The sequence below is a fragment of the Acinetobacter sp. 18QD2AZ41W genome (assembly GCF_009829025.1).
In the GTDB taxonomy this organism is placed as follows: Bacteria; Pseudomonadota; Gammaproteobacteria; order Pseudomonadales; family Moraxellaceae; genus Acinetobacter; species Acinetobacter pseudolwoffii.
Window position 1 is genome coordinate 1 of record NZ_WURP01000010.1, and the last position, 26,286, is coordinate 26,286.

At 38.8% G+C, this 26,286-nt stretch carries 16 protein-coding genes and 5 pseudogenes; 6 read left to right on the plus strand and 15 right to left on the minus strand.

Annotation, left to right across the window (positions count from 1 at the left end; all coding sequences use genetic code 11):
• From GVV58_RS12115 to GVV58_RS12130, 4 genes and pseudogenes are all read right to left on the minus strand, one after another.
• Positions 1-368: pseudogene (locus GVV58_RS12115) on the minus strand (IS66 family transposase); the annotation flags it as partial.
• Positions 369-442: 74 nt separating this feature from the next.
• Positions 443-778, minus strand: a complete 336-nt coding sequence (tnpB, locus tag GVV58_RS12120) for an IS66 family insertion sequence element accessory protein TnpB (protein WP_159516659.1) — start codon at positions 776-778, stop codon at positions 443-445.
• Positions 775-1,179 (minus strand): IS66 family insertion sequence element accessory protein TnpB, encoded by a 405-nt coding sequence (locus GVV58_RS15675; RefSeq protein WP_252721270.1) that lies wholly within the window; start codon positions 1,177-1,179, stop codon positions 775-777. Before GVV58_RS15675 ends, tnpB begins: the two co-directional genes overlap by 4 nt.
• A gap of 72 nt (positions 1,180-1,251) precedes the next feature.
• Positions 1,252-2,610, minus strand: a complete 1,359-nt coding sequence (locus tag GVV58_RS12130; RefSeq protein ID WP_159516660.1) for an NAD(P)/FAD-dependent oxidoreductase — start codon at positions 2,608-2,610, stop codon at positions 1,252-1,254.
• 385 nt (positions 2,611-2,995) lie between these two features.
• Between GVV58_RS12130 and GVV58_RS12135 the strand changes: the two genes are divergently transcribed.
• Positions 2,996-3,760, plus strand: coding sequence for an IS5 family transposase (locus GVV58_RS12135; protein WP_159516661.1), 765 nt, complete (start codon positions 2,996-2,998; stop codon positions 3,758-3,760).
• Between the two features lie 156 nt (positions 3,761-3,916).
• Here GVV58_RS12135 and GVV58_RS12140 read toward each other — a convergent pair.
• A pseudogene (locus GVV58_RS12140) lies at positions 3,917-4,137 on the minus strand (IS1 family transposase); the annotation flags it as partial.
• 65 nt (positions 4,138-4,202) lie between these two features.
• Between GVV58_RS12140 and GVV58_RS15680 the strand changes: the two are divergent.
• Entirely contained in the window at positions 4,203-4,334 is a 132-nt protein-coding gene (locus tag GVV58_RS15680; protein ID WP_289845708.1) for a diguanylate cyclase, read from the plus strand.
• Between the two features lie 17 nt (positions 4,335-4,351).
• Here GVV58_RS15680 and GVV58_RS12150 read toward each other — a convergent pair whose 3' ends face one another.
• The 4 genes from GVV58_RS12150 to GVV58_RS12165 all read right to left on the minus strand — a co-directional run bounded on the left by GVV58_RS12150 (position 4,352) and on the right by GVV58_RS12165 (position 14,348).
• On the minus strand, positions 4,352-5,584 hold the full coding sequence (locus tag GVV58_RS12150; RefSeq protein WP_159516662.1) for an ATP-binding protein: 1,233 nt from the start codon (positions 5,582-5,584) through the stop codon (positions 4,352-4,354).
• A gap of 556 nt (positions 5,585-6,140) precedes the next feature.
• Positions 6,141-7,796: an HNH endonuclease signature motif containing protein gene (locus GVV58_RS12155; protein ID WP_159516663.1), complete on the minus strand. Its 1,656-nt coding sequence runs from the start codon at positions 7,794-7,796 to the stop codon at positions 6,141-6,143.
• 793 nt (positions 7,797-8,589) lie between these two features.
• On the minus strand, positions 8,590-13,680 hold the full coding sequence (locus GVV58_RS12160; protein WP_159516664.1) for a tyrosine-type recombinase/integrase: 5,091 nt from the start codon (positions 13,678-13,680) through the stop codon (positions 8,590-8,592).
• Positions 13,677-14,348: a hypothetical protein gene (locus GVV58_RS12165; RefSeq protein WP_005105953.1), complete on the minus strand. Its 672-nt coding sequence runs from the start codon at positions 14,346-14,348 to the stop codon at positions 13,677-13,679. The genes GVV58_RS12160 and GVV58_RS12165 overlap by 4 nt, the downstream gene beginning before the upstream one ends.
• Positions 14,349-14,541: 193 nt before the next feature.
• On the opposite strand from GVV58_RS12165, the pseudogene GVV58_RS12170 reads away from it, so the two are divergent.
• Positions 14,542-14,949 (plus strand): annotated as a pseudogene (locus GVV58_RS12170) (IS3 family transposase); the annotation flags it as partial.
• A 197-nt stretch (positions 14,950-15,146) separates the two neighbouring features.
• Here GVV58_RS12170 and GVV58_RS12175 read toward each other — a convergent pair.
• The 6 genes from GVV58_RS12175 to GVV58_RS12200 form a co-directional block, all read right to left on the minus strand.
• Positions 15,147-18,587: a pyruvate carboxylase gene (locus GVV58_RS12175; protein WP_218944672.1), complete on the minus strand. Its 3,441-nt coding sequence runs from the start codon at positions 18,585-18,587 to the stop codon at positions 15,147-15,149.
• A 131-nt stretch (positions 18,588-18,718) separates the two neighbouring features.
• Positions 18,719-19,981: a carbohydrate porin gene (locus GVV58_RS12180; RefSeq protein ID WP_100535579.1), complete on the minus strand. Its 1,263-nt coding sequence runs from the start codon at positions 19,979-19,981 to the stop codon at positions 18,719-18,721.
• A gap of 161 nt (positions 19,982-20,142) precedes the next feature.
• Positions 20,143-21,147 carry a transketolase C-terminal domain-containing protein gene (locus GVV58_RS12185; protein WP_100535580.1) on the minus strand — a complete coding sequence of 335 codons (1,005 nt, stop codon included), beginning with the start codon at positions 21,145-21,147 and terminating at the stop codon, positions 20,143-20,145.
• Between the two features lie 13 nt (positions 21,148-21,160).
• Entirely contained in the window at positions 21,161-22,006 is an 846-nt protein-coding gene (locus GVV58_RS12190) for a transketolase (RefSeq protein WP_100535581.1), read from the minus strand.
• 15 nt (positions 22,007-22,021) lie between these two features.
• Positions 22,022-23,320: an MFS transporter gene (locus tag GVV58_RS12195; protein WP_180051107.1), complete on the minus strand. Its 1,299-nt coding sequence runs from the start codon at positions 23,318-23,320 to the stop codon at positions 22,022-22,024.
• A gap of 76 nt (positions 23,321-23,396) precedes the next feature.
• Positions 23,397-24,146, minus strand: coding sequence for an SDR family NAD(P)-dependent oxidoreductase (locus GVV58_RS12200; RefSeq protein ID WP_159516666.1), 750 nt, complete (start codon positions 24,144-24,146; stop codon positions 23,397-23,399).
• Positions 24,147-24,326: 180 nt separating this feature from the next.
• Here GVV58_RS12200 and GVV58_RS12205 point away from each other — a divergent pair, with 180 nt between their 5' ends.
• The 3 genes and pseudogenes from GVV58_RS12205 to GVV58_RS12215 all read left to right on the plus strand — a co-directional run.
• Positions 24,327-25,214 carry a LysR substrate-binding domain-containing protein gene (locus GVV58_RS12205; protein WP_159516677.1) on the plus strand — a complete coding sequence of 296 codons (888 nt, stop codon included), beginning with the start codon at positions 24,327-24,329 and terminating at the stop codon, positions 25,212-25,214.
• A gap of 1 nt (position 25,215) precedes the next feature.
• A pseudogene (locus GVV58_RS12210) lies at positions 25,216-25,329 on the plus strand (IS6 family transposase); the annotation flags it as partial.
• Between the two features lie 324 nt (positions 25,330-25,653).
• Positions 25,654-26,275: pseudogene (locus GVV58_RS12215) on the plus strand (potassium channel family protein); the annotation flags it as partial.
• Positions 26,276-26,286: the final 11 nt, after the last annotated feature.

Here is a 26,286-nt window from a genome sequence, read left to right on the forward strand (position 1 = left end):
GCATCAGTTTTATCTGCATTCAGCCGTTCCAGTTCCAGATCAACGGCTGCGATATCCTCTTCGACTGCTTCGTCCCACAGATGGATTTGTTTTGCTGTTAGGTGTTCATTCTTTTGGGCGAATTTGTGCTTTTTAAACAGAGCCAGTTCATGCTCGTATTTTTGAGTGAGAATAGAGAGATGTTGGTTGCATGCTTCCAGATGTTGAACTTTGCCATCTAATTGTTGATTGGTGACTTCCAGATGTTGAACTTTGGCATCTAATTGCTGATTTGATTGTGCCAAAGACTGATGCTGCATCGCCAATTGCCGGGTAAATTCCAGCAGTTGCTCATGGGTCAGTTGGTTTAAATCAGGCAGCGTTTTCATGACCGCAGTATGCCTGAGGTCATGAAGAGAATGAAATAGAACGTTTGGAGAATAGCAGAATGTACGAGCCTGGTTTAGAGCATCGTCACCACCTGCTGTCGTCCAATTCTCTGCCAGGGTAAACCCTGGATCAGTGCCTGCAACTGCTCTGGGCTGAGGGCTACGGTTTCACCCTGGTGAATCTGAGCCCAGTGAAATTTACCCTGTTCCAGCCGCCGGGCACACAGCCAGATGCCCAATCCATCATGCACCAGCACTTTCATGCGATGGCCACGCTTATTACAGAACAGGTAGGCGCAATGCGGTTTGATCGAGCCAAAGGCTCTCAGCACCTGAGCCATGGCAGTATCCATACCCGCACGCATGTCCATCGGCTGGGTAGAAAGCCAGATTTCATCAATGCGGATCATGTTGCAAGTGCCTTGAGTAATTCTGCTAAAGCAGATATTTCTGATACTTGCCATTTCAAGCCAATTTCTGCTTTTGAGTGGGGTAAAGTAATTTGAACCTTTAACATGTCAGTAGGAGTAGGATCTAATGGTGCAGAGCAAGATAAGGCAATAAATGCAGGTTTATTCGGTAGTGGTGAGCGATCATTCCCTGGCTTAGCATCAATTAAGCGAATCCATTTGGATACAAGATTTGTATTCAATCCATGTTGCAAAGCGACTGAAGCAATTGAAACGTCCGGTGCTTTAAGGCAAAGGATTTCTTTCTTTGCTTCGAGAGGTTCATGTTCATCAGGGTTGTTACGTCGTAAAGGCTGTACGGCCTTATTTGTCTCGGAGAGTGGTGGCAGTCCAAACAACAAACCCCATGACCATAACTTATGGGGCTTGTTGGCTATTTTGCTGCGTATTGTGTGGCTTTTTGTGATTAAGCCTTACATCGCTTCACGTTGTGCTTCATCTTCCAAATAGTTTTCTAAAGAATCATCTAGCGCATATAACCATGGCGTGTGATGTGGCTTAGCCATTTTTCCAGTCATTACTGAGCGATAGACTTTATCTCTAAAGCCCATAATGTTTTCTTTTTTATGCTTTTTCCATTGCATGAAAATATCATGCACTGCATCAATATTGAATGATGGATAGTCCGTCTGCGCAATCAGGCGTTTGATGTAGTCACCTTGGAAGCGGGCAGATTGTTCATCGTTCAATAGGCGCTGCTCTTTTTGATGTAAGGTCTGCGTATGGCTCTGCATTTCTGCCGTGCTTGGTAAAGCAATTTTGCCCAAAATCACATCACGGACAAACCATGCTTGCGCATCGAACATATTGAAGGTGTACCATTGATCTTGCATGCCCAAGTAGAACAAGCGAGGATTCTTTTCCCACACCACACCCTGATATAAACCCTGCGGATAAAGGCAGTTATGTGTTCTGAGGCGTAGGTTATCTTCAATAAATGGGAAGTGGTGCAAATAGCCTGTGCATAAAATAATGGCATCAATTTTGGCAGATGTTCCATCACTAAAATAAGCAGTATTTTCATCTACACGCAGTAATTGTGGCTTTTCAGACCAGTTTTTAGGCCATTTAAAGCCCATGGCTTTACTACGATAGCAACTGTAAATTTGCTTAGCACCGTATTTATAACATTGCGAACCAATGTCTTCGGCAGAGTAGCTGCTGCCAACCAATAACACAGACTTGCCTTTAAATTCCAGCGCATCACGGAAGTCGTGTGCGTGTAAAATGCGACCATGGAATTGATCAAAGCCTTCATAAACAGGAACGCGTGGGGTAGAGAAGTGTCCAGATGCAACGACAACATAATCAAATTGTTCTGAATAATGCTGTTGTTGTGTATAATCTTCGACATCTACCGTGAATTTTTGCGTTGTTTCATCATAGGCAATATGCTGAACGGCACTATTGAAACGAACTAAATCTTTGACCTGTGCTTTTTCTGCACGGCCTTTGATGTAATCCCACAGTACTGCACGTGGTGGATATGAAGCGATTGGTTTTTTGAAATGTTCATCAAAAGTATAATCGGCAAATTCTAGCGCTTCTTTGGGGCCATTTGACCATAAATAGCGGTACATACTGCCGTGGACAGGTTCCCCATGTTCATCTATACCAGTGCGCCAAGTATAGTTCCATAGCCCGCCCCAATCATTTTGTTTTTCGAAACATACAATTTCAGGAACTTGTAGACCTTTGGCCTTTGCTGACTGAAACGCTCTTAATTGGGCCATGCCACTTGGGCCAGCACCAATAATTGCAATTCGATCCATTGCTATCTCCATTAGTTTTGAGTTCTTAATTACCTCTCCAATTTTGAGTGTCACAATTTAGGATTTGAAATATAAGCATTATAAAGATAAGCAAATACAATCCTAAATTGAGCGATTAAAAATCTGTTCAAAATAGGATGTGAATTAAAAAAAAGAAAAAATAATAAAATGTGCTAAAGACAGTAAAAATTACCTAAGCAATTCATCTTTATAAAAAACACATTTTTTAAGAAAGCTGATCTTATCATAATTTCTGATTAATTGTGGCTTTGCTTAGTTATAAAAGTGAATTTAAAGTCATTCCATTAGGGTCTGTTGACATTTTCTGTTCAAAAAAATAGCGAGAAAGTAAAATTTAATCGCCAAACCAAATTTACTTCTCGCTATGCCTCGTACAATGCTGAATGATCAACACTGGTCTAAGTTACTTTCTATTTTCCGAAATTTTGATATCTATTTCAAATCTAATTTGAGAAATTTTGTCGAAGCAATACTTTATAGAATAAGAACAGGCTGCCCATGGCGTGATTTGCCTAAAGAATTTGGTTCGTATAATTCAATCTTTAAAAAATATAATCGTTGGTGTAAAAATGATAAGTTAATGAAAATATTTAAATTAATTTCTTCAAATGCTGATATGGAATGGGTTTTTATTGATGGTAGTCATGTTCGGGCACACCAACATTCTGCTGGAATAAAAGATCAGGATATTTCTAAAAGCATTGGTGGAAATAGTTCTAAAATACACTTAGCTGTTGATGCGGATGGCAATCCAATCGAAATTATTATCTCCGATGGAACGATACATGATGTCAAGATTGCTCCCAAAATGATTGAAAAACTTGATTTGAGTGAAACGGAAGTATGTTGTGCAGACAAAGGATATGACTCTGAATCATTAAGAGAACAAATATCTGCGAAAAAAACTAAAGCGAATATTCCAAGAAAATCAAATACTCAGTCAAATAATGATCATATGGATTGGTATTTATATAAAATCAGACACTTAGTTGAGAATGCATTTTGTAGGTTAAAGCAGTTCAGAGGAATAGCAACACGATATGATAAGCTAAAGTGTAGCTATGAGGGGGCAGTTGTATTAGCTTGTATATTTATTTGGCTACCTTTATCGGGTAAATTCTATACTTGAAATGTCAACAGACCCTAATATTTAAAATTTTATCATTTGGTATATATTCTTGATTCTTATTAGGTTTTTCCTATAGATTCTAAAGAGAATTTTTTTAGATTTTTTCTTAAAATTTGTTTGAATTGAAGTGGTGGTGTTTCAAAAAGTATGCTGGGATTAAATGCAGCCATTATTGATGTGGAAGAAGGTTAAATCGAAAGCCTTAAAGTGGTTTTCTAACTTTTTCGAAAAATTACAGCTTCTCCTAAATCCACGCCTGAGCCGATGCCTGATTCTGCAATTATTACCTTCAATACCTACAGTAAAGAACTTACCAATCGATTGCTTATAATTTTAAAAGCAGTGACAAAACTGTCCCATAAATTACTCGAAATTCGCCTCCGACAAACCCGGTACGGTTCACTTACGTAAAAAGATTGAAGGGCACCTTTTTGTTCATCAGATTCGAGTGACTGCAAGTTTTGGGGCCGCCAAAATAGATGCAGAGTCCCAGTTAATGAGTGCTTTAGAAACCGCAGATCAACGTTTATACCAAGCTAAAAATAATGGCCGAAACAGAGTGTGTTTTAACTAACCTAAGTAGACTCCACTTTACTTATTTTCAGACAGCAACCAATCAAGAGCGTTCATTTTTACAATACCATTATAATTGGCTTCAGTCCCGATCGTGTCTAAGGTAAGTAAATACTTGGGATATGAATCAGAAATTTTCTGTAATGGACGTAACTCTCGGCTTAGTGTCTCCTCATTGAGGGTTTCTAATGCCACCTGATAATAAGTTAAATTCTGTAAAGTATCGACAGCAACAAAATCAATTTCATATTCATCAATCCGCCCTACATAGACCGTATAACCTCGTCTGACAAGCTCAAGATAAATCACATTTTCTAAGATATGACCTTGATCAGCATTAGCATCAGGCAACATAATGCGGCGCAATCCAACATCAACTAAATAGTATTTTTCAGAGGATTGTAATAACTCACGCCCACGTACTTTAAACTGTGCGGCGCTATAAAATAGCAAACTGTCCTGTAAGCCCCGAATATAGCGCTTCACTGTTTCAAATGAGATTTTAACCCCGCTTGAAACAAAGGTATTTTTAATTTTATTGATGGAAATGGGTGAGCCTGTCACGCTTGCCAAATATCTTGCGACACGCTCGAGAGAGTTAATATCGGCAGTATTTAAACGGGGAATAACATCTTTAAACATTACACTGGCATAGACTGCTTGCAAGTAATCATAGGTTTCCTGCTGGCTGGTCATGGCAAGCGTATAGGGGAAACTACTTCGCGTGTACATAGCATACAAATCACGATTGGATAATTGTTGGATGATCGGATTATTTTCAATATGCCACTGTTTAAACTCTTGGAATGACAAGGGTAAAACATGTTGCTCGATATAGCGTCCTGTGAGTAAAGTCGCAAGTTCTCCACTCAGAAAGAATGCATTTGAACCTGTAATATATAAATCGATATAATCCCGAACATATAAAGAGTCGACTACTTTTTCAAAATTGGTAACATGTTGTATTTCATCTAAAAAAACATAGTTTTTCTTGCTTTCATCAACTTTTGACAATACATAATCATGTAGTTTACGGTAATCGGTGAGTTCTTCAAATTCCATAAATTCAAAGTTGATGACAATGATGTTTTCGGCTTGTACCCCCTGTGCTTTTAGGTCTTGTTGAAACATCGCCAGCAAGGTAGATTTTCCAGAGCGACGTACACCCGAAAGCACTTTAATGACATCACGGTTTTGCCATGTATTCAGAAATTTTAAGTAGCCATCACGTCGAATATTAGCGCTTCTCATTGTTTACACTTGAAATCTAAAGTTTTAATTAATTCTATCAAAGTTTAGAACCTAGATGTAAAAATATTCAATTTTAAAAAAAGTTTAAAGTTTAAGTGAAACATTCAAAGCTACTGTTGAAGCATGCAAACAGTAGATCTGATAAAAATCCAAATTCTGTCTTTTTGATTATTTTCCATGTCATGTTATGTCATTGATGCTGCGACTTAACTGCTATATAAATTAAGTGAAAAGTAAAAGGAATTAATATGTTAACTAGAGTGGAACTCATTTTTGTGGTGCTGATGGTGTCAGGCTTAATCTTGATTGCTTATGAAATGCTAAAAGGTTTATTCTAGGGCATCTACACATGATTTTTGATCAAAAAAAATGCCCAGAGAGGGATCAATGGGCAAAACTAAGGACCTTGACGGTCATTCAGAAACTACAGCTAGCTTCTAGCTATGATTCTGCACTTAATTAAAAAAAGCTACACTGGCTGAATATATCAAAAGTTAAATCATGTGATTTATCATTAATTAACACACTTGAGAAAATGAGTTCATCACTCTGCTGATTAATACAGTAATTCACCAAACAAATCCGCTCTAATCTCTTCCAGGCTCAGATCTGATTTCATTCTATTACAGAGTGGATGAACCAGCAGACCATTCTCTAGCACCCCTTGGCCACCTGCGGCTTTGGCAATCCGATGATCCGATTCAGTAGAATCGAGATAGATTAATCCATCACAAATGGGGCAAAAGTTATGATTACCCACCAGAAAATTGTGCTTAAGCAAATTTTTGGTTAATGCTGAAAAGGCCTTGGGCTTTGATCGAGAGATCGGGCTAATCGATTCAACATATCCGACTACATGCTCTACAACCCCATCATCATAATTACCCAAAAATCTTTCAGAATAAAACTCATTAAAGTTGATGTACTTGAAAGCCTTTGACATCGACAAAATAAAGGTGTTCAGGCATTCTTCATCTTCAAAATCGACATCCATTTCCAGGCTTAAACAGATAAAGGCTTTATAAACGATTTGTAGCCGATCATAGCCTTTAATCCCACTGCCGAACTTACCGACCGTTTCAGTGGTCGCCACTGGAAAATTGGCAATCAAGAACTCAATACTACGGCGGACACGTGTAAACTCTTTAAAGCTAATCGTTCGATGATGAATCTGCATGAGGCTTTCATGAATTTCATACACAATTGAAAACCATGCAAGAAAAGAAGTAATCTGAAAACGCTGGTCCTTATAAAAATATAAGTATGGATGAAAGCCCAAACTCGGAACCCCAGTATTTTTTACAGGAGTGGCCATTCTGCAAAGGACCGTAAACAGATGTGACATGATCTTTTCAACGCGTTCACCCTGATTCAGGCTCATGATATTATGAATCTGATCACCCGCGATGATATTCATGAGCTCATTGACCAAGCCAATTTTTTTGCCATGACTCATTTCAGTATCTAATAATATGGTAGAGAAAAGCAGCTGATGGATCTTCTCCCCCAACTCGATCAGCGAATTTAAACGTGTATATTGGAGCTCTTCCAAGTTAGATTTATTGTCATTGATATAACAACAGGCATAGATCGCATAATAGGCGTCACTCCCGCGACTTCTGAGATGATATTCCTCATATTTATCTAGACGTTTAGTATCTGAGTTAATCGATTGAAATACCCGTCGCGCATCTTCTGGAGTCCCCAGTACCTGCCGGAAACTGATTTTAATATCGCCTAATTTCGATTTTTTTTCTGCAAATTCGGCATCAGTACAAATTTTTTGAAAATCAGCAAGATCTCCTAAATAATTGCGGAGGTAACGAATATCTTGTTTTTGTTGATCATTGAAATTAGGTGCTTGAGGGACTTGCTCATCCGCAAAATATCTATTGATCCATGCATAAATACAGGAAAGACGATGTGCCCCATCAATAATGTAAATATTGCCGTGTATATCTTTCCAATACAAAATGCATAAATTGATGTTTTGATCTTCTGTGCAATCCTCAATAAAGTTTGCAATTTCTTGCACGCTCCAACATTCCGTAGAACGCTGGTTATCCGCCTTAAATAAACATTTGATGATTGGATGCTTTTCAAAATCAGTCAGTGCAACTTCAAAATTGTCACGCTGCATTGAAGGTGACATTTCTTCTGGCAACATGACTTTACGCTGAATAATATTGGTCAATAATCGTGTTGGACCCATTTTTATTTTCTCCAGACAACACTGTCCTACTTTCGCTCAAGTACGAAATTTGAAAGTGTATATAGTTCGATTTGGTTAAAGCGATGAATTAAATGACCGTCAATATTCAGTCAGCGCTAACAAAAGAGACCTAAGAGAAATGGGGGGATTAGATAATAAAATCTTCATGTTTAGTACCTGTAGTTTAGAGTTGACTATCTACAACCATCTTTTCCACGAGATGGAGGTAGACCAAACAGGGGTGGAAATACCGCACTACAGAAGACGGCCAGTCATAGACTGCCCTGCCTGGCCTACCATAATGGCAAACTAAGCATAATAAGCACAAAAAACCGCTAAAGCGGTTTTAATGCTTCTGTAGTAATTTTCAGGTTTCCACGCCCGATTACAGATTTTGCTGTAATGTAATTATCATATGGGTATCTTTTTCTTTGGTCAAACCGAATTAGAATTTTTTTATTCATTTTTAAATAAAAAAATATAAATCGATAACATATGGATCAAATTGAAAGCAAAGAACAAATCAAAGTCGCTGATTCCTAGGCCCCTTAGGTTGAACGATATATGCTTAGGCTATTTGCACAAGGAAGGATGCTATACGGCTTCTAGCAGCATATTAAATGCAAGGTATGATGTAGTCAGGTAAATGATATTTATGCACACGTAGCTGTCTTGAACAAATTCACAGAATTTGGCTGCACTTATACCCAAATTGTCACTTGAATTTAGCTCAATTAGGGTAGCGCTGTCTTTCAAAACTTTATGTAATAAAGCGTGCGTAAGTCATATTTACTTAAATTCTGATATGATCTCTAATCACCAAATATCGTACACTCAACCATGCTAGTACCCATCGCACGGCGCTTAATGACACTTGTTGAGACATAATTCTAAAATAATCATATTTATTATGTTTCATCACTATCGGAAAAAACTGATGTTCTGTAAGGATTGAAAGCATAGGTTCATCCTCTGCCGTAAAATGCATCAATACTTTTGTTACATTACTTTCATACAACCATTTTTTTATTAACCAATTATAAGTTTCTGATTGGTTTTGTTCTAAATAATCAAATCGCTCTAAAATCTCTTGTGCAGAATTAAAATCTACAGCACTGAGTAATTCAGGCAAACGTGCTAACTTTCCTTGTGTCGATAATGGATGTCTTCCTATATTTGAACCACGTTTACCTGACGGAATGTTTGCCATCGTAATTAAAGCTCTCTTCCAGGACTCAATATCTAATCGTGGCTGCCCCTGCCCAGAAATAAGATACCGCTCAATATTTTCAAAGTTTTTAAATAGGTCATGTTTAATTACATTGCCAATCGAATTCCCTCTTTTTTGAGCATAGATTACCCAGTTCTGGCTTTTTCTTTCTTGGAGCACATGTTTTTCAATAATATCTCTCAACTCATATTTTAGATTACCATTCTGTTGATGAATTGCTTGGAAATGCCTGAATAAATTACTCCGACTCATGACTCGCTTAAAAAAAGCAGTATGTAAATTGGGTTGCTGTTGTTGCATACTATAGGCATACGTAGCCAAAAATAAGATATGAATATAATGCTTTAATGTTGTCGATTCATGTAAATGGCCAAGCACTTGACTAATCGCCTTAATCCCTTGTCCAACCTGTCCTTCATTACCTACTAGCGTATTGAATTGCTCATTCGATGGCATCCAATTTTGTAGCCATGGTAGTTCCATCTTAAGCGCTTGAAAATCTACCGTTGTTTGTAAACACTTTAAAGTATACGCACTTGCAAATGTATGTCTTAAATGATGTAAGCTGAGATCAACATCTCCTGTGACTTGCTTTAATATTTGAGATATTTGACCAAAAAAGGGCCTATTCCCCCTGTTTTCATCAGACATTAATATAGATTCTTTCTGATCTTTATAAATATCGTTCAATCCCTTTTGAATCATCGGGCTTAATAAACACATCGGGACAACACGTTCAGATCCAACTGTTTTTAACCGATGCACGCCATAAGGGCGAATTCGCAGCATATCCTCATCAATATCTAAAGGTCGTAAATGAAGTGTCTCTGAACGGCGTACCCCCATCGCTGCGGATAAACGAAAGTGACGCTGAATCTCTAGACGTAAAGCAGCATCATTCACCCCAGACTCTACAGATTGTAAGATTTGAACGATCTGCTGCACTTCATTTTTTGAAAAGACTTTAGCACTTGCTTGATGTGCTGCACGCTTGTGTAACTTTATCCGATCATCATTTAACTGAATTAAAAAATCTCTAAAGCGATTCCAAGCCGCAAGATGCTTGCGGTGTGGAAAATGCTCTTGCGTCAACTCCATCCATTTTTGGAATACATCTTCATCAATTTGGCTATCTTTTGTTAAGTCTTCTGAAAATCCCAATATACCTGCACTAACGATGGCCAAATGTAGGTGAATCATATTTCGATTCTGTTGACTTAACTCTTCTGCTTCACAGCGTCGAATCAACCATTGCACAAAGTTCGTTAATAAATTGACTGAGTCGTGATTCGTTTTAATATTGGCGAGCTGTTTAAGCCAAATGCTTGATCTAGACTCATCTTTTAGCTGCTGAACTATCGCCAAAATATCAGACAAATGTAATTGCTCATCGTCTATGTCTATTTCAATTTCTGGCTCAGTACGATCTAAACCTATGGTTAATTTTTCATATCCAGATAAGCGTAATAATTCATTTATGGAAAGATCTTCAGTCAGAACTTGGCCTGATATATAACCTGCAATCAACGGAGTGCTATTGAGCATCACATTTTGCTGTAAAGCTTTCAACCATTGAGCTAACGATAGAGTTGACTTAAACCCGATTTGCTTTAAATATCTATTAAAACACTTTTGCCAAGCTGTTCTTTGTTGATTTCTTGACTTTCCTAAAATCTCATTTAATCGGGGCTGTAAATACTGTCGGTCTACTAAAATTAATGTCGAGACATAAGGACTTAACAGTACTGTCCGGCGTATCTTCGTCACAGATCGATCATTATTCACTGTCAGCTCAACGAGCCGACTATTCCCCATAGCGACTATATGTTGATCAGAAGCAATAAACTCCAACATCGCTTGTAAATGGCTTACTCGGCACAGTTGCGAATACAGGGACAGTACAACCAGCAAACGTCCTATTTCAATATCACAATTTTGATATTCAGGTAAATGTTCTAAATCTCTCTGAATAAGAGCAAGTAAGTTCTGTTCAATATAACACCAGATACTAAAATTATTTTCAGATGTCAGCCATGTGCGATTCGCTTGTTGAGGAAGCTGAACGAATAAAGGAATTTTAGTTTTATCACGAATATAAGCACAATATGCCTTGATCGCTTGTGGCAAATCAATCTTTGAATTTTTAGCTAAATTAGAAGCCAATACATGTCCAAGCTCTAAAGATACTTGAGGCTCAGGATTTCCTTCAAAAATCAACTGACAATAGGGCTCATACTCAGAGTTTTTCAGCCATTCTTCCACGTCATTTTCTGAATATTGTATTCTCGGCTTCATCTCTGCCTGAACTGTTTTAGTTTCCTGGGTTAAAACAAATGTTGGAATATTCTGGGTTGCTAAAAAATCAAAAACATCAAGACATTCGAAACCTAACTGTTTTTGCAAGTTTTCTTGTACATCAAGCCACTGTTGTTTAAATGTTGATACAGGAAATACTGATAACATATCCCATGGATAACGACCGCGCACCCAGTGCCCAAGTCCAGCATCCTTGAACCGTCCAGATAACTGATTATCATCAGAGCGAACCAGCTTCCGTGCCCAATTTCTGACTAATCCTTCAATCTGAAGAGGATCACAAAGTTGCACAGCATAAGATGATAAATCAACACGTGGTTCAACTTGATGTCCTAGCATTCTCATCAAAGCACGTAAAATTTGAATCTGTCTGATCAACGCTCCCGTCAATGGCACATAGCGATCGGTTGATTCATCTGGACGATGTTTATCTTGAATCAATGCCCAACTTTGCTGACTGATCCACTTTGAAAATGGTTGCTTAATCCCTCTTCCTGCAGTGGCAAGATTCATCCATAATTCTGTATACAACGTTAAGTTATCAAAGAGCATCTGCCAATCTTTCTGTTCGGCAGCCTGATTTATCGTTGTTTTTATGCGTGTAATTTCATTTTGTATTTCAGCAATCTTGATCCCTGTCGGGCTACCCACACGTTCACTAGAAGAGTGTATATATTCAGGAATATCAATTTTTATCGTTCTTAAACAATCCGCCCATAACTGTTCAAGTTTCTTTTGATCAAAAGATGCATAATGAATCAAGTTATCATAATTCAGACCTGATGCATTCGTCACTGCTTTAACGACAGCTAAATCACCTTGGCTATGCTGATATAACAACTGCGGAAGAACATCTTTAATACTTTTGAGGCTTATTTCTAATTCTTTAGGCACACTATTAATAAGTGTTTTCACTTCGCGCTCAACTGCGAGTTGACGGGTTTTAATCGCAAGATTTTTTACTTGAGTAATCAAATTATTGAGCTCATTTGGTAAAACTAAATGTAGTCTCTTGGTCCATGGCACATGAAATTTAGATTCTTCTGGCTTTATTTTGAGTGTTGGTGTACCTGCGAAAACACTCAATACATATGCAGATAAAGTATGATCATACAGAATAGTAATATTATGCTGATCAGTGTGTTGATCATACTGATCAGCAATATTGTTCTGATCAGTATTTTGACTAAAATACGGCGCTGTTAACTCACTCACCGAACGTCCTGTAAGTAAACTCAATATTAAAGCTAATTTTGCGCGTAGAATTAAGCTAGTATCAGCCTCACATGGTTGACAGAGTCTAAATACTTCTTGAATTGAATTTAAGGACAATCGCGATTTGGTCCAAACTAAACCAACATTTGCAGCTTCAATATGTTGAGAAGTCGACTTAGATGCATAAAACCCTCGAAGTAAATCGGATTGTTCTGCCAAAAAAAATCTAAACAAGGGCTCCAATGGTGTTTCATCTTCTTCAATCTCATCATGCTCAAATACATCTGAGACTAGACCACGATGAATTTCATCTACATCTTCTAAAGGTTGAATAGCAATACTTAATGAACCATATCGTTGCAGGATCAATTTTTTGTGCTTTATCCCTATACGGTGTAAAAACTCTCGACGTTTTTTGTTATTTTTTAGCCGATTATTTCGCCAGATTTGTGATAAAAATAGCTTTAATGCATAATAAATTTTATTTAATTGTTCATCATTATTATGAACAGACATTAACTGAATCAGTTGCTTCGGTGAATTTTGAAGCAGTGAAGCTTTTACATCTTCTAAAATCTGTGTATTACCAGCATCACCTAATAGCCTAATCGCTAAAAAGGCATTGTACACACGAGATCCTTTTTGGTCTTTCAGCTTTATGCTTCCATCACCCTTTAAATAACTACTATAAAGCTCAAGAGCATGTACCTTGTCTTGAAAATGAAAAATTTGCTCTAAAAACCAAATAATTACAGTATCAAAACTCTCATTATTATGATTTTCTCCTGCTTGAATCAATAGCAAATCACAAATTCCACTGTCTCCAGTGTATGGACGTAATGGCGTGGGTGTATGTCTGTTTCTATCTATTGTTTCTGAGAAAAAATGTGCATATTTCTTAGAATCCTGCAATCTACTAATGATCTTTAACGTATTAAGCTCATCACGAAATTCTGGTAATTCATCATCCCCAATCAATGTGAAGATTCGCTGACAAATGACAACGATACCGGCTAAGCTATAGTGTGCACGCAACAAAAATAATGCTTGGATCAGTTCTTTTTCTTCTATATTTTCATTCTGATTAATACATTCTAGGAGCTTCTTGAAATAACTTTTCATGAACTACTCCGAATACGATAGACTCTTGCCTTCTTCAAGTCTGTTAAAGCCAAAGCAACTTCTGCCATTGGTGCCACACGAACAATTTGCTGCTGATATTTTTGATAAAGTTCCTCCAGTCGAGGTAAAAATACAGAAAAGTTAGCTAAATGAAAATATGGTTGCACAGACTTGCCCAGCTCTTTCACTTTAATTCTTTCTAATGGCAAAAGCTTCTGGGCGATATAACCAGCTAAAACATTTTCGATTAAAAAATTACCACTCACCACCGGTGATGCCCAATTAACCAATTCTTGAACAAAGGAAATCGGCAGCTTTTTCAAAAAATGCTGTGTATTTAAAAATAAAATCATTTCTTCTGGATCTAAACTCTTTAGTCGAAGTTGGCCTGCAACCACCATCTTGTCCTGTGCTTTATCCACTTTAGCCCAGTGTCTTCTTTTCACACTATCCTTTAGAGTTTTTACCTTACATAAGTCCCTATCGACAGCAAGCAGTAACTTACGATATATCGCGAGCAGTAGTAATGCTTGATTTTTAATTTTTTCTGAAAACTCCCGGCTCATTTCCTCATTGAGTAACATCATTTTCAAAACTAAAACTGGGCATGGTTTTTCAAACCTGCCTTCAGAAATTGTTAATGCATCAATGAGCAATGGTGTCATCATTTTTTTCTGCACAGGTAAGTTATTTTTAGCGTCACAATAGTAGAATAACACAGTCCCAAAATTAACAAAATTAAATCAAATAAATTTTATATTTAATAAAAAAGTATTTGATTTATATAATTTATTTACTAACTTTATTTTTACACCAATCTAAGATATTTAGCTTATCATGTCAGCCTATTTGCAACAGTGCCAACAAATCGTTGGCTATAGCTTAAATGAGCGTATGACGTCACAGCTTGTTTGTAATGCACTGAGTATGGCTATTGGCAATCATGAGCCAACTGAAGGCTTGATCGTTCATTCAGATAGGGGTAGTCAATATTGCAGTCATGAATATCGGAATATACTTGAAAAATATGGATTTCAGGGTTCAATGACTAAACGCGGTGATTGTTACGATAATGCACCGATTGAGAGCTTTTGGGGAATATTAAAAAATGAATTGGTTCATCATCGCAACTATCAAACAAGAGAGGAAGCTAAAGCAGATATTACAAAATACATAGAGCTATTTTATAATCAGCAGAGAGTTCAGAAAGGACTGGATTTTAAAACACCAAATCAAACAGCAGAGGACTTTTTTAAATTGGCTGCATAGAATCTCCCAAGTCGAAGTGTCCTGTTTTTTCAGCACACATCAAAATGGGTAACTTCCTATTTTTCAAGAGCTATGTCCGATCAAGTCTGAATTAATACATCTAATCAACAGATTTTTCGATCTCTAAGAACTTTTTAAGGGAACATCATCGACTCAAATCTCTATTTGCAACAGTGCCAAAATTATAACTAAATCTTTTAATTTAATATTAAAACTAAATCCATATTTTTAACCTGATTACCCACACCCATTAAAACTTCCTGAACCACACAGTCCTGATCAGCTTTAATCACAATCTCCATTTTCATTGCTTCAATGGTAAATAAGGTTTCACCTTTCCTGACAGACTGACCAAGTTTTACAGGTACTGTACTAATCATGCCCGGCATCGAAGCACCGATATGTTTTGTATTCTTCGGGTCTGCCTTTGAATGAGCCGTCGATTCTTTTTGGCTTGCCTGTTTAATCTGAACCAGACGTAACTGGCCGTTCAGCTCTACAAACAGATCAATCACTCCATCCTTGGCTTCTGAGCGGCCCAACAGTTTTATTTCGAGTACTTTACCGCGTTCAAGTTCGATTTCGACTGGACTTTGCTCTTTTAGACCATAAAAGAACGCTGAAGATGGAATACTTGAGACCGTGCCATATTTCATTTCGTGCTGCATAAAGTCGGTAAAGACTTTTGGATACATCAGGTATGACGCCAATTCTTGTTCAGTGACTAGTTTCCCAAACATATTCTCAAGCATTGCTTTTTTACCCGCCAGATCGGCTGGTGGCATAACTGCACCAAGACGGTCATTTAACGGGGCTGCACCTTTTAATACCTTGTTCTGTAACTTTTCTGGAAAACCATGTACTGGTATGCCTAGCTCCCCCTTAAACAGGGAAACCACCGACTCAGGGAAATCAATTTCAAGTTCAGAATCTTCAATATCTTGTGGACTAAGATTGTTCGATACCATATATAAGGCCATATCACCCACCACTTTAGAGGTTGGAGTGACTTTAACAATGTCACCGAACAATAAGTTAACTTGTGCATAGGCATCAGATACTTCCGTCCAGCGCTCTTCAATACCCATTGAACGAGCTTGTTCACGCAAGTTAGTATATTGTCCACCCGGCATTTCATGATGATAGACATCAGCTGTACCAGCACGCATATCCGCCTCAAACGGCTTATAGATATGGCGCACACCTTCCCAGTATGTCGAAAGCTGTTGCAGGTTGTTAGGGTTAAGTCCTGTGTCCCGATCTGTATTTTGTAAGGCCGCAACCACAGAGCCCATGCTTGGTTGTGAAGTGAGACCGCTCATGGCATCCATGGCAGTATCAACAGCATCTACGCCTGCCTCAATTGCTGACAAAATACTGGCTGCTGCAATACCACTGGTGTCATGGGTATGAAAATGAACTGGCAGTCCGGTTTCTTCTTTCAATGCTTTGACCAGCTCACGTGCTGCGGCTGGTTTGCATATCCCCGCCATATCTTTAATAGCCAGGATATTGGCTCCTGCCTTTTGTAGCTGCTTTGCCATATCAACATAGTAGTTGAGGTTATATCTGCGGTTATTGTCAAAGATATCGCTGGTATAACAGATTGCTGTTTCACACAACATGCCCGACTCTCGAACCGCATCAATAGCAACCCGCATGTTATCAACTGCATTTAGCGAATCGAATACACGAAATAAATCGATTCCACCTTGTGCTGCCTGTGCAATAAAGTGGTGAACCACATTATCTGGATAGTTGGTATAACCCACGGCATTAGATGAGCGAAGCAACATTTGAAATAAAATGTTCGGCACTGCTTCACGAAGTCTAGCTAAACGTTCCCACGGATCTTCTTTTAAAAAACGCATCGACACATCAAAGGTTGCGCCCCCCCAGCACTCTAGTGAAAATAGCTCACTGGCCATCTGGGAGTAATAAGGTGCAATAGCCAACATATCTGCGGTCCGCATTCGTGTTGCAAATAAGGACTGGTGGGCATCACGCATAGTGGTATCAGTAACCAATACACGCTTTTGATCTAGCATCCAATTTGAGAACCCTTCTGCACCCAGTAATTTAAACTGGTCTCGGGTTCCGCTTGGAATATTCTGATTCAAGTTAAATATTGGTAACTGTGCTGGAGCTGGAACTGTCTCAGGAAGCGGACGTCCTTTAAGTTCAGGTTGCCCATTGACGGTAATGTCACCTAAAAACTCTAATAACTTTGTCGCACGGTCCTGCTTAGGTTTAAGGTTAAATAATTCAGGAGTGGTATCAATAAATCGGGTAGTACAGGTACCTTGTGTAAATAGAGGATGTGTCACCACATTTTCTAGAAATGCCAAATTATTTGAAACACCACGAATACGAAACTCTTGTAATGCTCGTAGCATACGGGCATTAGCTTCATCCGCACTTGCACCACGAACCGTTACCTTAGCCAGTAATGAATCATAATAAGGCGTAATGACTGCACCAGTATAGGCAGTACCACTGTCTACCCGTACCCCAAAACCAGTTGCGCTACGAAATGCGGTCAAACGTCCATAGTCCGGCATAAAGCCATTTTTAGGGTCTTCGGTGGTGAGACGGCATTGTAATGCATGGCCTAACAGTTTAATTTGCTCCTGGGGTGGAATAAAACTGCTACCATCTCCAATCGCGGCACCTTCAGTCACCCGAATTTGTGCTTTAACAATATCAATGCCAGTAATTTCTTCTGTGACTGTATGCTCCACCTGAATACGCGGGTTAACTTCAATAAAATAGAAGTTTTCTGTTTCAGCATCCATTAAGAACTCGACCGTACCGGCGTGAGTATAATTTACTGCGCGAGCCAATCTTAAAGCGGCCTCACATATTTTATTACGTTGGGCTTCGGACAAATAAGGTGCAGGCGCACGCTCAACCACCTTCTGATTACGTCGTTGGACAGTGCAATCTCGTTCAAATAGATGCACAATATTGCTATGGGTATCACCTAATATCTGCACTTCTACATGACGGGCATGGCGAATCAGTTTCTCTAGATAAACTTCGTCATTGCCAAACGCAGATTTGGCTTCACGACGTGCAACAGTAATTGCATCTTCGAGTTCCTTCTCATGTTCAACCACGCGCATGCCACGACCTCCACCGCCCCAGCTCGCTTTGAGCATGAGTGGATAGCCTACCTCAGCTGCCAGTAACTGACAGTCTTCAATGCATTCAGGTAGTGCTGCTGTAGCAGGAATAACTGGCACACATGCAACCATTGCAACCTTACGGGCCATCACTTTATTGCCTAACTGACGCATTACTTCTGGTTTTGGACCGATAAAGCGAATGCCAGCTTGGCTACAAGCCTCTGCAAACTCAGGGTTTTCAGACAGGAAGCCATAACCTGGGTGGATAGCATCTACCCCTGCCTCAACTGCAATACGGATAATATCTTCAATATCCAGATAGGCAGCGATTGGTTTTTTCCCTGCCCCTACCTGATAAGCTTCATCCGATTTAAAGCGATGCAGGGCAAATTTATCTTCTTCTGCATAAATTGCAACTGTACGGATGCCCATTTCTGAGGCAGCACGCATGACTCGAATCGCGATCTCGCCACGATTAGCAATAAGTATTTTCTGGATAGGCTTAATCATTTATATACCCATTTATTTCGTAATATATTCATAATCTTATTAAAGATATTCGTAGTTTGGCGCTAAATATTTTTTTAGCTAGTAAAGGAAAAGTTCGTATTTCAAAAGCTGAAATAACAATTCATTAATTTTTAAAAAATAATTTTCGAACTGAAGCCTAGTACTAAAGCGTTATTTATATAATTGGTTGCACCTGGATGGATGATGTACTGCATATTTGGTCGTAGCATTAACCATTTAACAGGGAAGTAGGAGTAATTAATTTCGAAATTATATTCAGCATCTTCATTAATATTTGAATAGTTTGCACGGAATCGGTCGCTAACACTTATTCTGTTTATTGCTAATCCAAAAATATCATTTGCATGGGTATCTAAAAGACCAATATATTTCAAACCAACTTGTTGCATATTTCCAATTTTATTCGTAGTTTTATTATGGAAACTGAAGTTCATGAATCCATATAATCCTTGATTTGGTAAATTCCTAGACGATAACTGCTGTTCTACTCCTCCCCATACTCCATATGTATTATCTTCAGACTCTCCTGTTACGATGTCCTTTTGATTATCGGCCTCATCAGAAGTATTATAAAATGCTCCTATACGATATATTCCAGGCAAGTCATTAACTGCGTTTTTAGGCTGCCATACCAACTCGACAGGAATATTAAAACCGTCTGCATCTTTTGTATCTAGATTCCATCCTTCGTTTTCTTCCAAGTTTTTTGGGTTATATTCGAATACACCAAATTGAATAAAAGCTTCAGGATTAAAACTATATTTAGACATTACTGCCCACTGGCTTACAGGTGCATTAATCCATTTATTGCCTTGCCATTTCCCCATTTGTGCACCACAAAAAGAATTATTTTGAAAGTCACAAGACATCACATTGAAATAGGTTCCCATGGCAAAACGCCCAACTCGAATACTGGTAACTGCGTTACTGAAATTCTTTTCAATCGACAGTTCTGCAAGCCTTGTACCCGAATTACCCCGACCATAATTTGCCTGTACATTGGCCAATTGCGGTGCTTGCGGATCGGAAATCTGCTCTACTGATACACTTTGCCCTTGTCTTGCCATAATTAATACTCTGACACTCACCCCGTCTACATTTATCAATTTTTCTAAATCTAAAGTTGAACCGAGTGAAAACTGGCTAACATATGTTGGGTCTTGTCGTGGGGCATATCCACCATCTGCTAAATAAGCAATATCGAGATTGGAACTAGCATCAAATTTGATTCCTTTATCTGCTAAAGCTGTTCGTTTGCCATCCCAATCCCCTGTTAAATTTGTCCGATTTACATCAAATAAGTTCTCAGCAAAACAAGCTGTATTTGTTCCAATAAGTACACTAATAAGACATAAAAAATTACTTTTTTTCATTGCACAATCCCTGCAAATTTTGAATATAAGTTTCCCTAAACAGCTAATTGAATAAGCTATTTTGAATGATTAAATTGGATTAAAAGTGGTGTGATAAAATTGCAGCATGGCGGGACTCCTGTCATACACCATGCTCAATTCACTAACAGAGTTGGACTCTCTTAGGTTAAGTGATTTTTAATTTTTGCTTTAACGGCTTCTGTAGAAATACCATAACGATCATGTAGTGTTGGTAATGCGCCTGCATCTAAAAATGCATCAGGTAAACCAATCATATCAAAACGTGGATGTTGCCCATTTCTTAATAGCAAGGTTCCAACTGCTTCACCTAAGCCTCCAACCACAGAATGATTCTCAGCAGTTAAAACTGGACGACCTCCTTTAGCTACTTCGTCTAAAATGGTCTGTTCATCTAATGGTTTAATCGTAGGTACATGTAATACAGAAACCTCTACCCCTTCTTTTTCTAGCTCTTCCGCTGCCTCAAGCGCACGCATGGTCAGTAATCCGGTAGAAATAATCAATAGGTCTTTACCAGGCTTAATGACTTGGGCCTTACCCAATTTAAATTGGTAGTTATATTTATCCAGTACCAATGGAACTTGACCACGCAACAAGCGCATATAAACAGGACCTTGATGAGCAGCAATCTGCGGAATAGCCTGTTCAATTTCCAAGGCATCACATGGATCAATGATCATTAGATTTGGCATTCCACGGAAAATGGCAATGTCTTCTGTTGCTTGGTGACTTGGTCCATATCCTGTAGTTAAACCAGGAAGGGCTGCTACAATTTTCACATTTAGATTATCTTCGGCAATCGCCATACAGATAAAATCGTAAGCTCGGCGTGAAGCAAAAACAGCATAAGTCGTGGCAAAAGGAACGAAACCTTCTCGAGCTAATCCAGCAGCAGCGCTCATCAAGAGTTGTTCGGCCATTCCCATTTGAAAGAACTTGTCTGGATTTTGATTCGCGAAAATATGTAAATCTGTATATTTGGATAGATCTGCTGATAATCCAACAATATCATCACGCTCTTTCGCTAGTGCATTTAAAGCATGTCCAAATGGTGCAGACTTGGTTGGTTGCCCTTCTGCAGCAATAGAAGCAATCATGGCAGACGTTTTTAATTTTTTCTTAGGAGAGTTCGCTAATTGGCTCATGGATCTAGACTCCTTATTTGCCGTAATGGGTTAATATATTTAAAGCTTCATCCCATTCACGTTCATCCACGCGAATAAAATGTGTTTTTTCACGGCTTTCTAAAAATGAAACACCTTTACCCATTTTGGTATCGCAAATAATGACCCTTGGGCATGTTCCTTCGTGACTTTTCGCTTGATCGAAAGCATCAAGTAAAGCTTCCATATTGTTGCCATCTACGCGTTGGGTATACCAACCAAAAGACTGCCAACGATCTACAATCGGTTCAAAAGCTAGAATTTCACTTGAATGCCCATCGGCTTGCTGATTATTCACATCAATAATTGCGATGAGATTATCTAATTTCCAATGTGAAGCTGACATGACAGCTTCCCATGTCGAGCCCTCATTCAGCTCACCGTCTGATAGGAAGTTATAAACAAAAGATTCTGATTTCTTTTGCTTTAATCCGAGGCAAGCACCTACCGCAATGCCTAAACCATGACCCAATGAACCACCTGTGATTTCCATACCAGGGGTATACGTTGCCATGCCTGACATAGGTAAACGACTGTCATCAGAACCATAAGTTTCTAGTTCTTGAAGTGGAATAACTTTTGCTTCGATCAAAGCTGCATATAAAGCAATTGCATAATGACCTATTGAAAGATAAAAGCGATCTCGTCCTTCCCACTCAGGATTCTCAGGCTGATATTTCATTGCATGAAAATAAGAAACTGCAAGTAGATCAGCTGCACCTAAGGCCTGCCCAACATAACCTTGGCCCTGTACTTGTCCCATACGTAACGCATGTTGACGAATGTTATAGGCACGTTGCTGTAGTTCAGCAATACGAGCTTCTTTATTAATATTTGACATGATTAACTTCTCTTATTAACGATTAACAAGTTTTGCTGGAACGCGCGTTACCAGTGTGGCACCGACAAGTAAAACTGCTGTGATTAAGAACATACCTATGGCATTAGAACCTGTATTAGTCGTAATCCAGCCGATGAGAAATGGAGAACAAAATCCAGCGAGATTGGCAAAACTATTGATTCCAGCAATACCAGCAGCGGCTGAAACACCACCTAAAAAGTTGGTTGGCAACATCCAAAACAAAGAAGATGCAGTGAGTACACCCGATGCCGCAATACATAAACAAATCAGCGATAGGGTTAGATTTGAGGCAAACAATGTTGCGAAGGTCAGTGCAATTGCACCAGCACACATAGGAATAATTAAATGCCAGCGACGCTCTCTAAAGTGATCTCCGCTACGGCCTGCTAACAGCATTACAACTATGGCACACATATAAGGCAGGCTGGTCAACAAGCCAATATGCCAGTTGTCACTAATACCCGAGTTACGAATTAATGTCGGCAACCAGAAAGTAATTGCATATTGTCCCATTACGACACAAAAGTAGATTCCAGCAAGTAACCACAAGCGTTTATCACTAATGAAGTCTTTAATACTGCTATGCCCTTCTTTCTGCTGATTATCTTGTGAAATTTCTTGTTGAACTAAATTCTTTTCAGCACTTGTTAACCAATGTGCATCTTGAACAGAATCTTTAAGAACTGCGAGGACTAACAAACCAACAACCACTGTAGGTATAGCTTCAAGTACAAACATCCATTGCCAACCATGCCACCCTTGCACATTGTTCATTTGGTCCATGATTAAGCCAGATAGAGGCCCACCGATCATTCCTGAAATTGGAATCGCAATAAACCAAAGCACAGTCATACGGGCCCGACGATAAGAGGGGAACCAATATGTAAGATAAAGTAATAGACCTGGCGCTAATCCAGCTTCAGCAACACCAAGTAAGAAGCGTAAGGTATAGAATTGCCACTCTGTTTCAACAAATGCAAAACAGCCTGACAAAATACCCCATGTAATCATGATGCGAGCAATCCATCGTCTGGCGCCTACTTTGTGTAATACAATATTGCTGGGTACTTCACATAAGAAATATCCAATAAAGAAAATACCTGCACCGAGGCCGTATACAGCTTCACTAAACTGTAAATCACTCATCATTTGAAGTTTGGCAAAGCCAACATTTACGCGATCTAGGTAGGCACAAAAATAACAAAGCATTAAAAATGGCATCAGCCGAAATGCAATTTTCCGATATGCTGATTTACGAATAGCATCCGTATTAGATGAAAGTACAGTATCCATCATGCGAGTCCCTTTACACTTGGCCACAATATCCTCTCGTGACCATGATGTTATTTTAAATGTTTAACACTGAACTTTAGTGAATAAGCATGCCGCCATTTACATCTAACGTTATACCCGTTAGATAAGTAGATAAATCACTGGCTAAAAAGAGTGCAGCATTTGCAACATCTTGGGCTTTGCCTAAACGCCCAAGTGGAATTCCAGCCAGAATGTCATGACGTCGGTCATCATTCATCAGTCCGCCAGTAATATCGGTATGTATAAGACCTGGCGTAAGTGAGTTCACACGAATGTTATCTGCACCAAATTCACGTGCCATTGCTTTTGCCAACCCTAGAACCCCAGCTTTAGCAGCACTGTAATGAGGGCCACCAAAAATACCACCGCCACGTTGTGCTGAAACTGAAGATAAGCAAACAATACTTCCACTACCATTTTCTTTCATAGATGGAATCACGGCTTGCGACATAATGAGTGTGCCACGTAGGCTAACATCTAAAATTCGATCGTAATCATTACGTTTAATATCAAGTGTTTTTACAGGTTGGGTAATACCTGCATTATTGACCAAAATATCTATCTTTCCATATTGCTGAAGTGCTTGCTGAACAGCTGCATGTGCCTGCTCTTCATTGGCTACATTTGCAGCAAGACCCAAATGCCCTTCACCTAGTGCTTTTGCTGCATTCTGACTTTGGACAAGATCTAAATCTACAATAATGACTTTTGCACCGTGTTGCGCAAAGATTTCTGCTGTTGCACGCCCGATACCACGCTCAGATGCAGCACCTGTGATTAACGCTACTTTTCCTTGTAATAACATTTGTCGTTCTTCCTCATTCATTTATTTTCTTCCTAATTAGTCTCGCTGTTTTTATAAGTCGCAGCAATAAGGTTAAACTCAACTAGACATGAATAAAATTCATGTCTGTGATATTTTAGGTAGTGATTTAAAATAAAAATGGATTTTTATAGCATGAGTAGTGAAAAAAATTACAATCAGGTGCCTGCAATTAAAACCTTACAAGCTTTTGAACAAACTGCTCGATTAGGAAATGTGGCAAAAGCAGCAGAGGTTTTAAGTCTCACACCATCTGCTGTCAGTCATCAAATAGCAAAATTAGAAGAAATGATTGGTCAAAGTTTATTTATAAGAGGCGCACGAGGAGTTACTTTAACGCCTTCAGGTGAGCGTTATTATCAAGATGTAACGACTATCCTGCATAATTTGATGTTAGCAACTGAACAAGCATCAGATAAAAGCCCAAAAGATAGCTTATATATCCATTCTTCTCCTAGCTTTGGACTTCTGTGGCTATTGCCAAGATTGGAATCATTTAAAGAACAATATCCTCTTATTCAGGTGAATTTATCTTGCTCTTATGAAAACCTTCATTTTACGCGTGATAAAATTGATATTGATATTCGTCATGGTATTCCCAATTGGACAGGTGTCGAAATTAGAACCGTTCGAAGTGAAAAACTAGAAGTTCTTGCCTCCCCTAAACTACTTGAACGTAGTCCAGTAACTAAGCCTAAAGATTTATTAAAAAAAGAATTAATTTTATCAAAGTCTACTCTCGTGACATGGCCCCAATGGTTTGCTCACCAAGGATTAAGTGTTCCTGAATTTCCTTATACTTTTAGTTTTGATCGCTCTTACATGTCACTTGAAGCAGCCACACATGGACTCGGATTCGTCCTTGAAAGCAATTTACTTACCCAAAATTATTTAGAGTCAGGAAAACTTGTCAAAGTCTTCCCTGATGACTTATCCGTGCCCATATCCGCACACCACTTAGTTTATCCACGTACCCATGAGAACATTCTCAAAGTGAACCATTTTTTAAACTGGATTAATGAAGAAATTAACAAAAGTAGTGAATGGTAAAACTTTTAAAAGTATTGAAGTCATGCGTGCACTACGTAAAGGACAACCATCGTCATTCTATTATGGTCAGCCTCAGGGTGAAGTGTGTCTAATCAACAGGGTTTCCGGTCTCTAAGCACTTTTTAAAGGGAACATCATCGACTCAAATCTCTATTTGCAACAGTGCCTCTCCGACAATCTTGGTACAGTTCAACTTGATGATATATAAATTTTTACCATATGGTAAATTTTTATTTTAAATTAAATTTATTGAAACCAAAATCTAGGTGACTTTTATAAAATAAAAAATCTAAAAAAAGTGACCAAAACAACATTAAATGATCTAAATTGATCAAAACTTTAATTCATAAAGACTCATATACTACCTTTTAAATCATATGCTTATAATTATTATCACTTGATGTAATGAATCTCGGTGACCTTGCCAAGGTTGGGAAATATTAATTTCTTTGTACATCTGGATTTACGCTACCTGCGAATCCTTCGATTATTCAGATTACTCAAATTAACCCGTTATTTTGTCTCCCTGCAGATTTTATTGTGGGTGATCAAGCGCGAAAAAGGCTCATTTCAGGCAGTTATTTTTATCCTGCTGATCATGATCATCATTGCGGCGGCTGGGGTATATGTGGTTGAAAACAAGGCACAACCGGAAGTCTTTAGCTCCATCCCTGCGTCCATGTGGTGGGCGGTGGTGACGCTGACCACAGTCGGCTATGGCGATGTGACACCAATCACCCCCTTAGGCCGCTTTCTGGGGGCTTTAATTACCATTTTAGGGGTAGGTCTGGCAGCACTTCCTGCGGGTATTCTGGCCAATGAGCTGAGACAACGCAAACACAAGCTGGAATTAAGATTTCGTGAACTGCTTGATGACGCAGAAATTGACTTGATTGAAGATCAAGAAAAAATTGAAACTTTACGTAAAGAAGTCGGGCTGAGCACAGAGCAAATGCAGGATATCCTGTTAGAGCTTATTCATGAGCGCAAGAAAGAACAACTCGAGCAGGAAAAAAACAAGTTTCTTCTGCCCGCATTGTGGGCATAAGTTACCTGATTAAAAGGTAGCCAG

Coding starts and splice junctions, on each gene's coding strand:
- tnpB (WP_159516659.1), bottom strand. CDS start 778: ATGATCCGCATTGATGAAATCTGGCTTTCTACCCAGCCGATGGACATG.
- GVV58_RS12165 (WP_005105953.1), bottom strand. CDS start 14,348: ATGATGACACCATTGCTCATTGATGCATTAACAATTTCTGAAGGCAGG.
- GVV58_RS12185 (WP_100535580.1), bottom strand. CDS start 21,147: ATGAGCCAATTAGCGAACTCTCCTAAGAAAAAATTAAAAACGTCTGCC.
- GVV58_RS12130 (WP_159516660.1), bottom strand. CDS start 2,610: ATGGATCGAATTGCAATTATTGGTGCTGGCCCAAGTGGCATGGCCCAA.
- GVV58_RS12180 (WP_100535579.1), bottom strand. CDS start 19,981: ATGAAAAAAAGTAATTTTTTATGTCTTATTAGTGTACTTATTGGAACA.
- GVV58_RS12150 (WP_159516662.1), bottom strand. CDS start 5,584: ATGAGAAGCGCTAATATTCGACGTGATGGCTACTTAAAATTTCTGAAT.
- GVV58_RS12160 (WP_159516664.1), bottom strand. CDS start 13,680: ATGAAAAGTTATTTCAAGAAGCTCCTAGAATGTATTAATCAGAATGAA.
- GVV58_RS12200 (WP_159516666.1), bottom strand. CDS start 24,146: ATGTTATTACAAGGAAAAGTAGCGTTAATCACAGGTGCTGCATCTGAG.
- GVV58_RS12155 (WP_159516663.1), bottom strand. CDS start 7,796: ATGGGTCCAACACGATTATTGACCAATATTATTCAGCGTAAAGTCATG.
- GVV58_RS12175 (WP_218944672.1), bottom strand. CDS start 18,587: ATGATTAAGCCTATCCAGAAAATACTTATTGCTAATCGTGGCGAGATC.
- GVV58_RS12195 (WP_180051107.1), bottom strand. CDS start 23,320: ATGGATACTGTACTTTCATCTAATACGGATGCTATTCGTAAATCAGCA.
- GVV58_RS12190 (WP_100535581.1), bottom strand. CDS start 22,006: ATGTCAAATATTAATAAAGAAGCTCGTATTGCTGAACTACAGCAACGT.
- GVV58_RS12135 (WP_159516661.1), top strand. CDS start 2,996: ATGCCTCGTACAATGCTGAATGATCAACACTGGTCTAAGTTACTTTCT.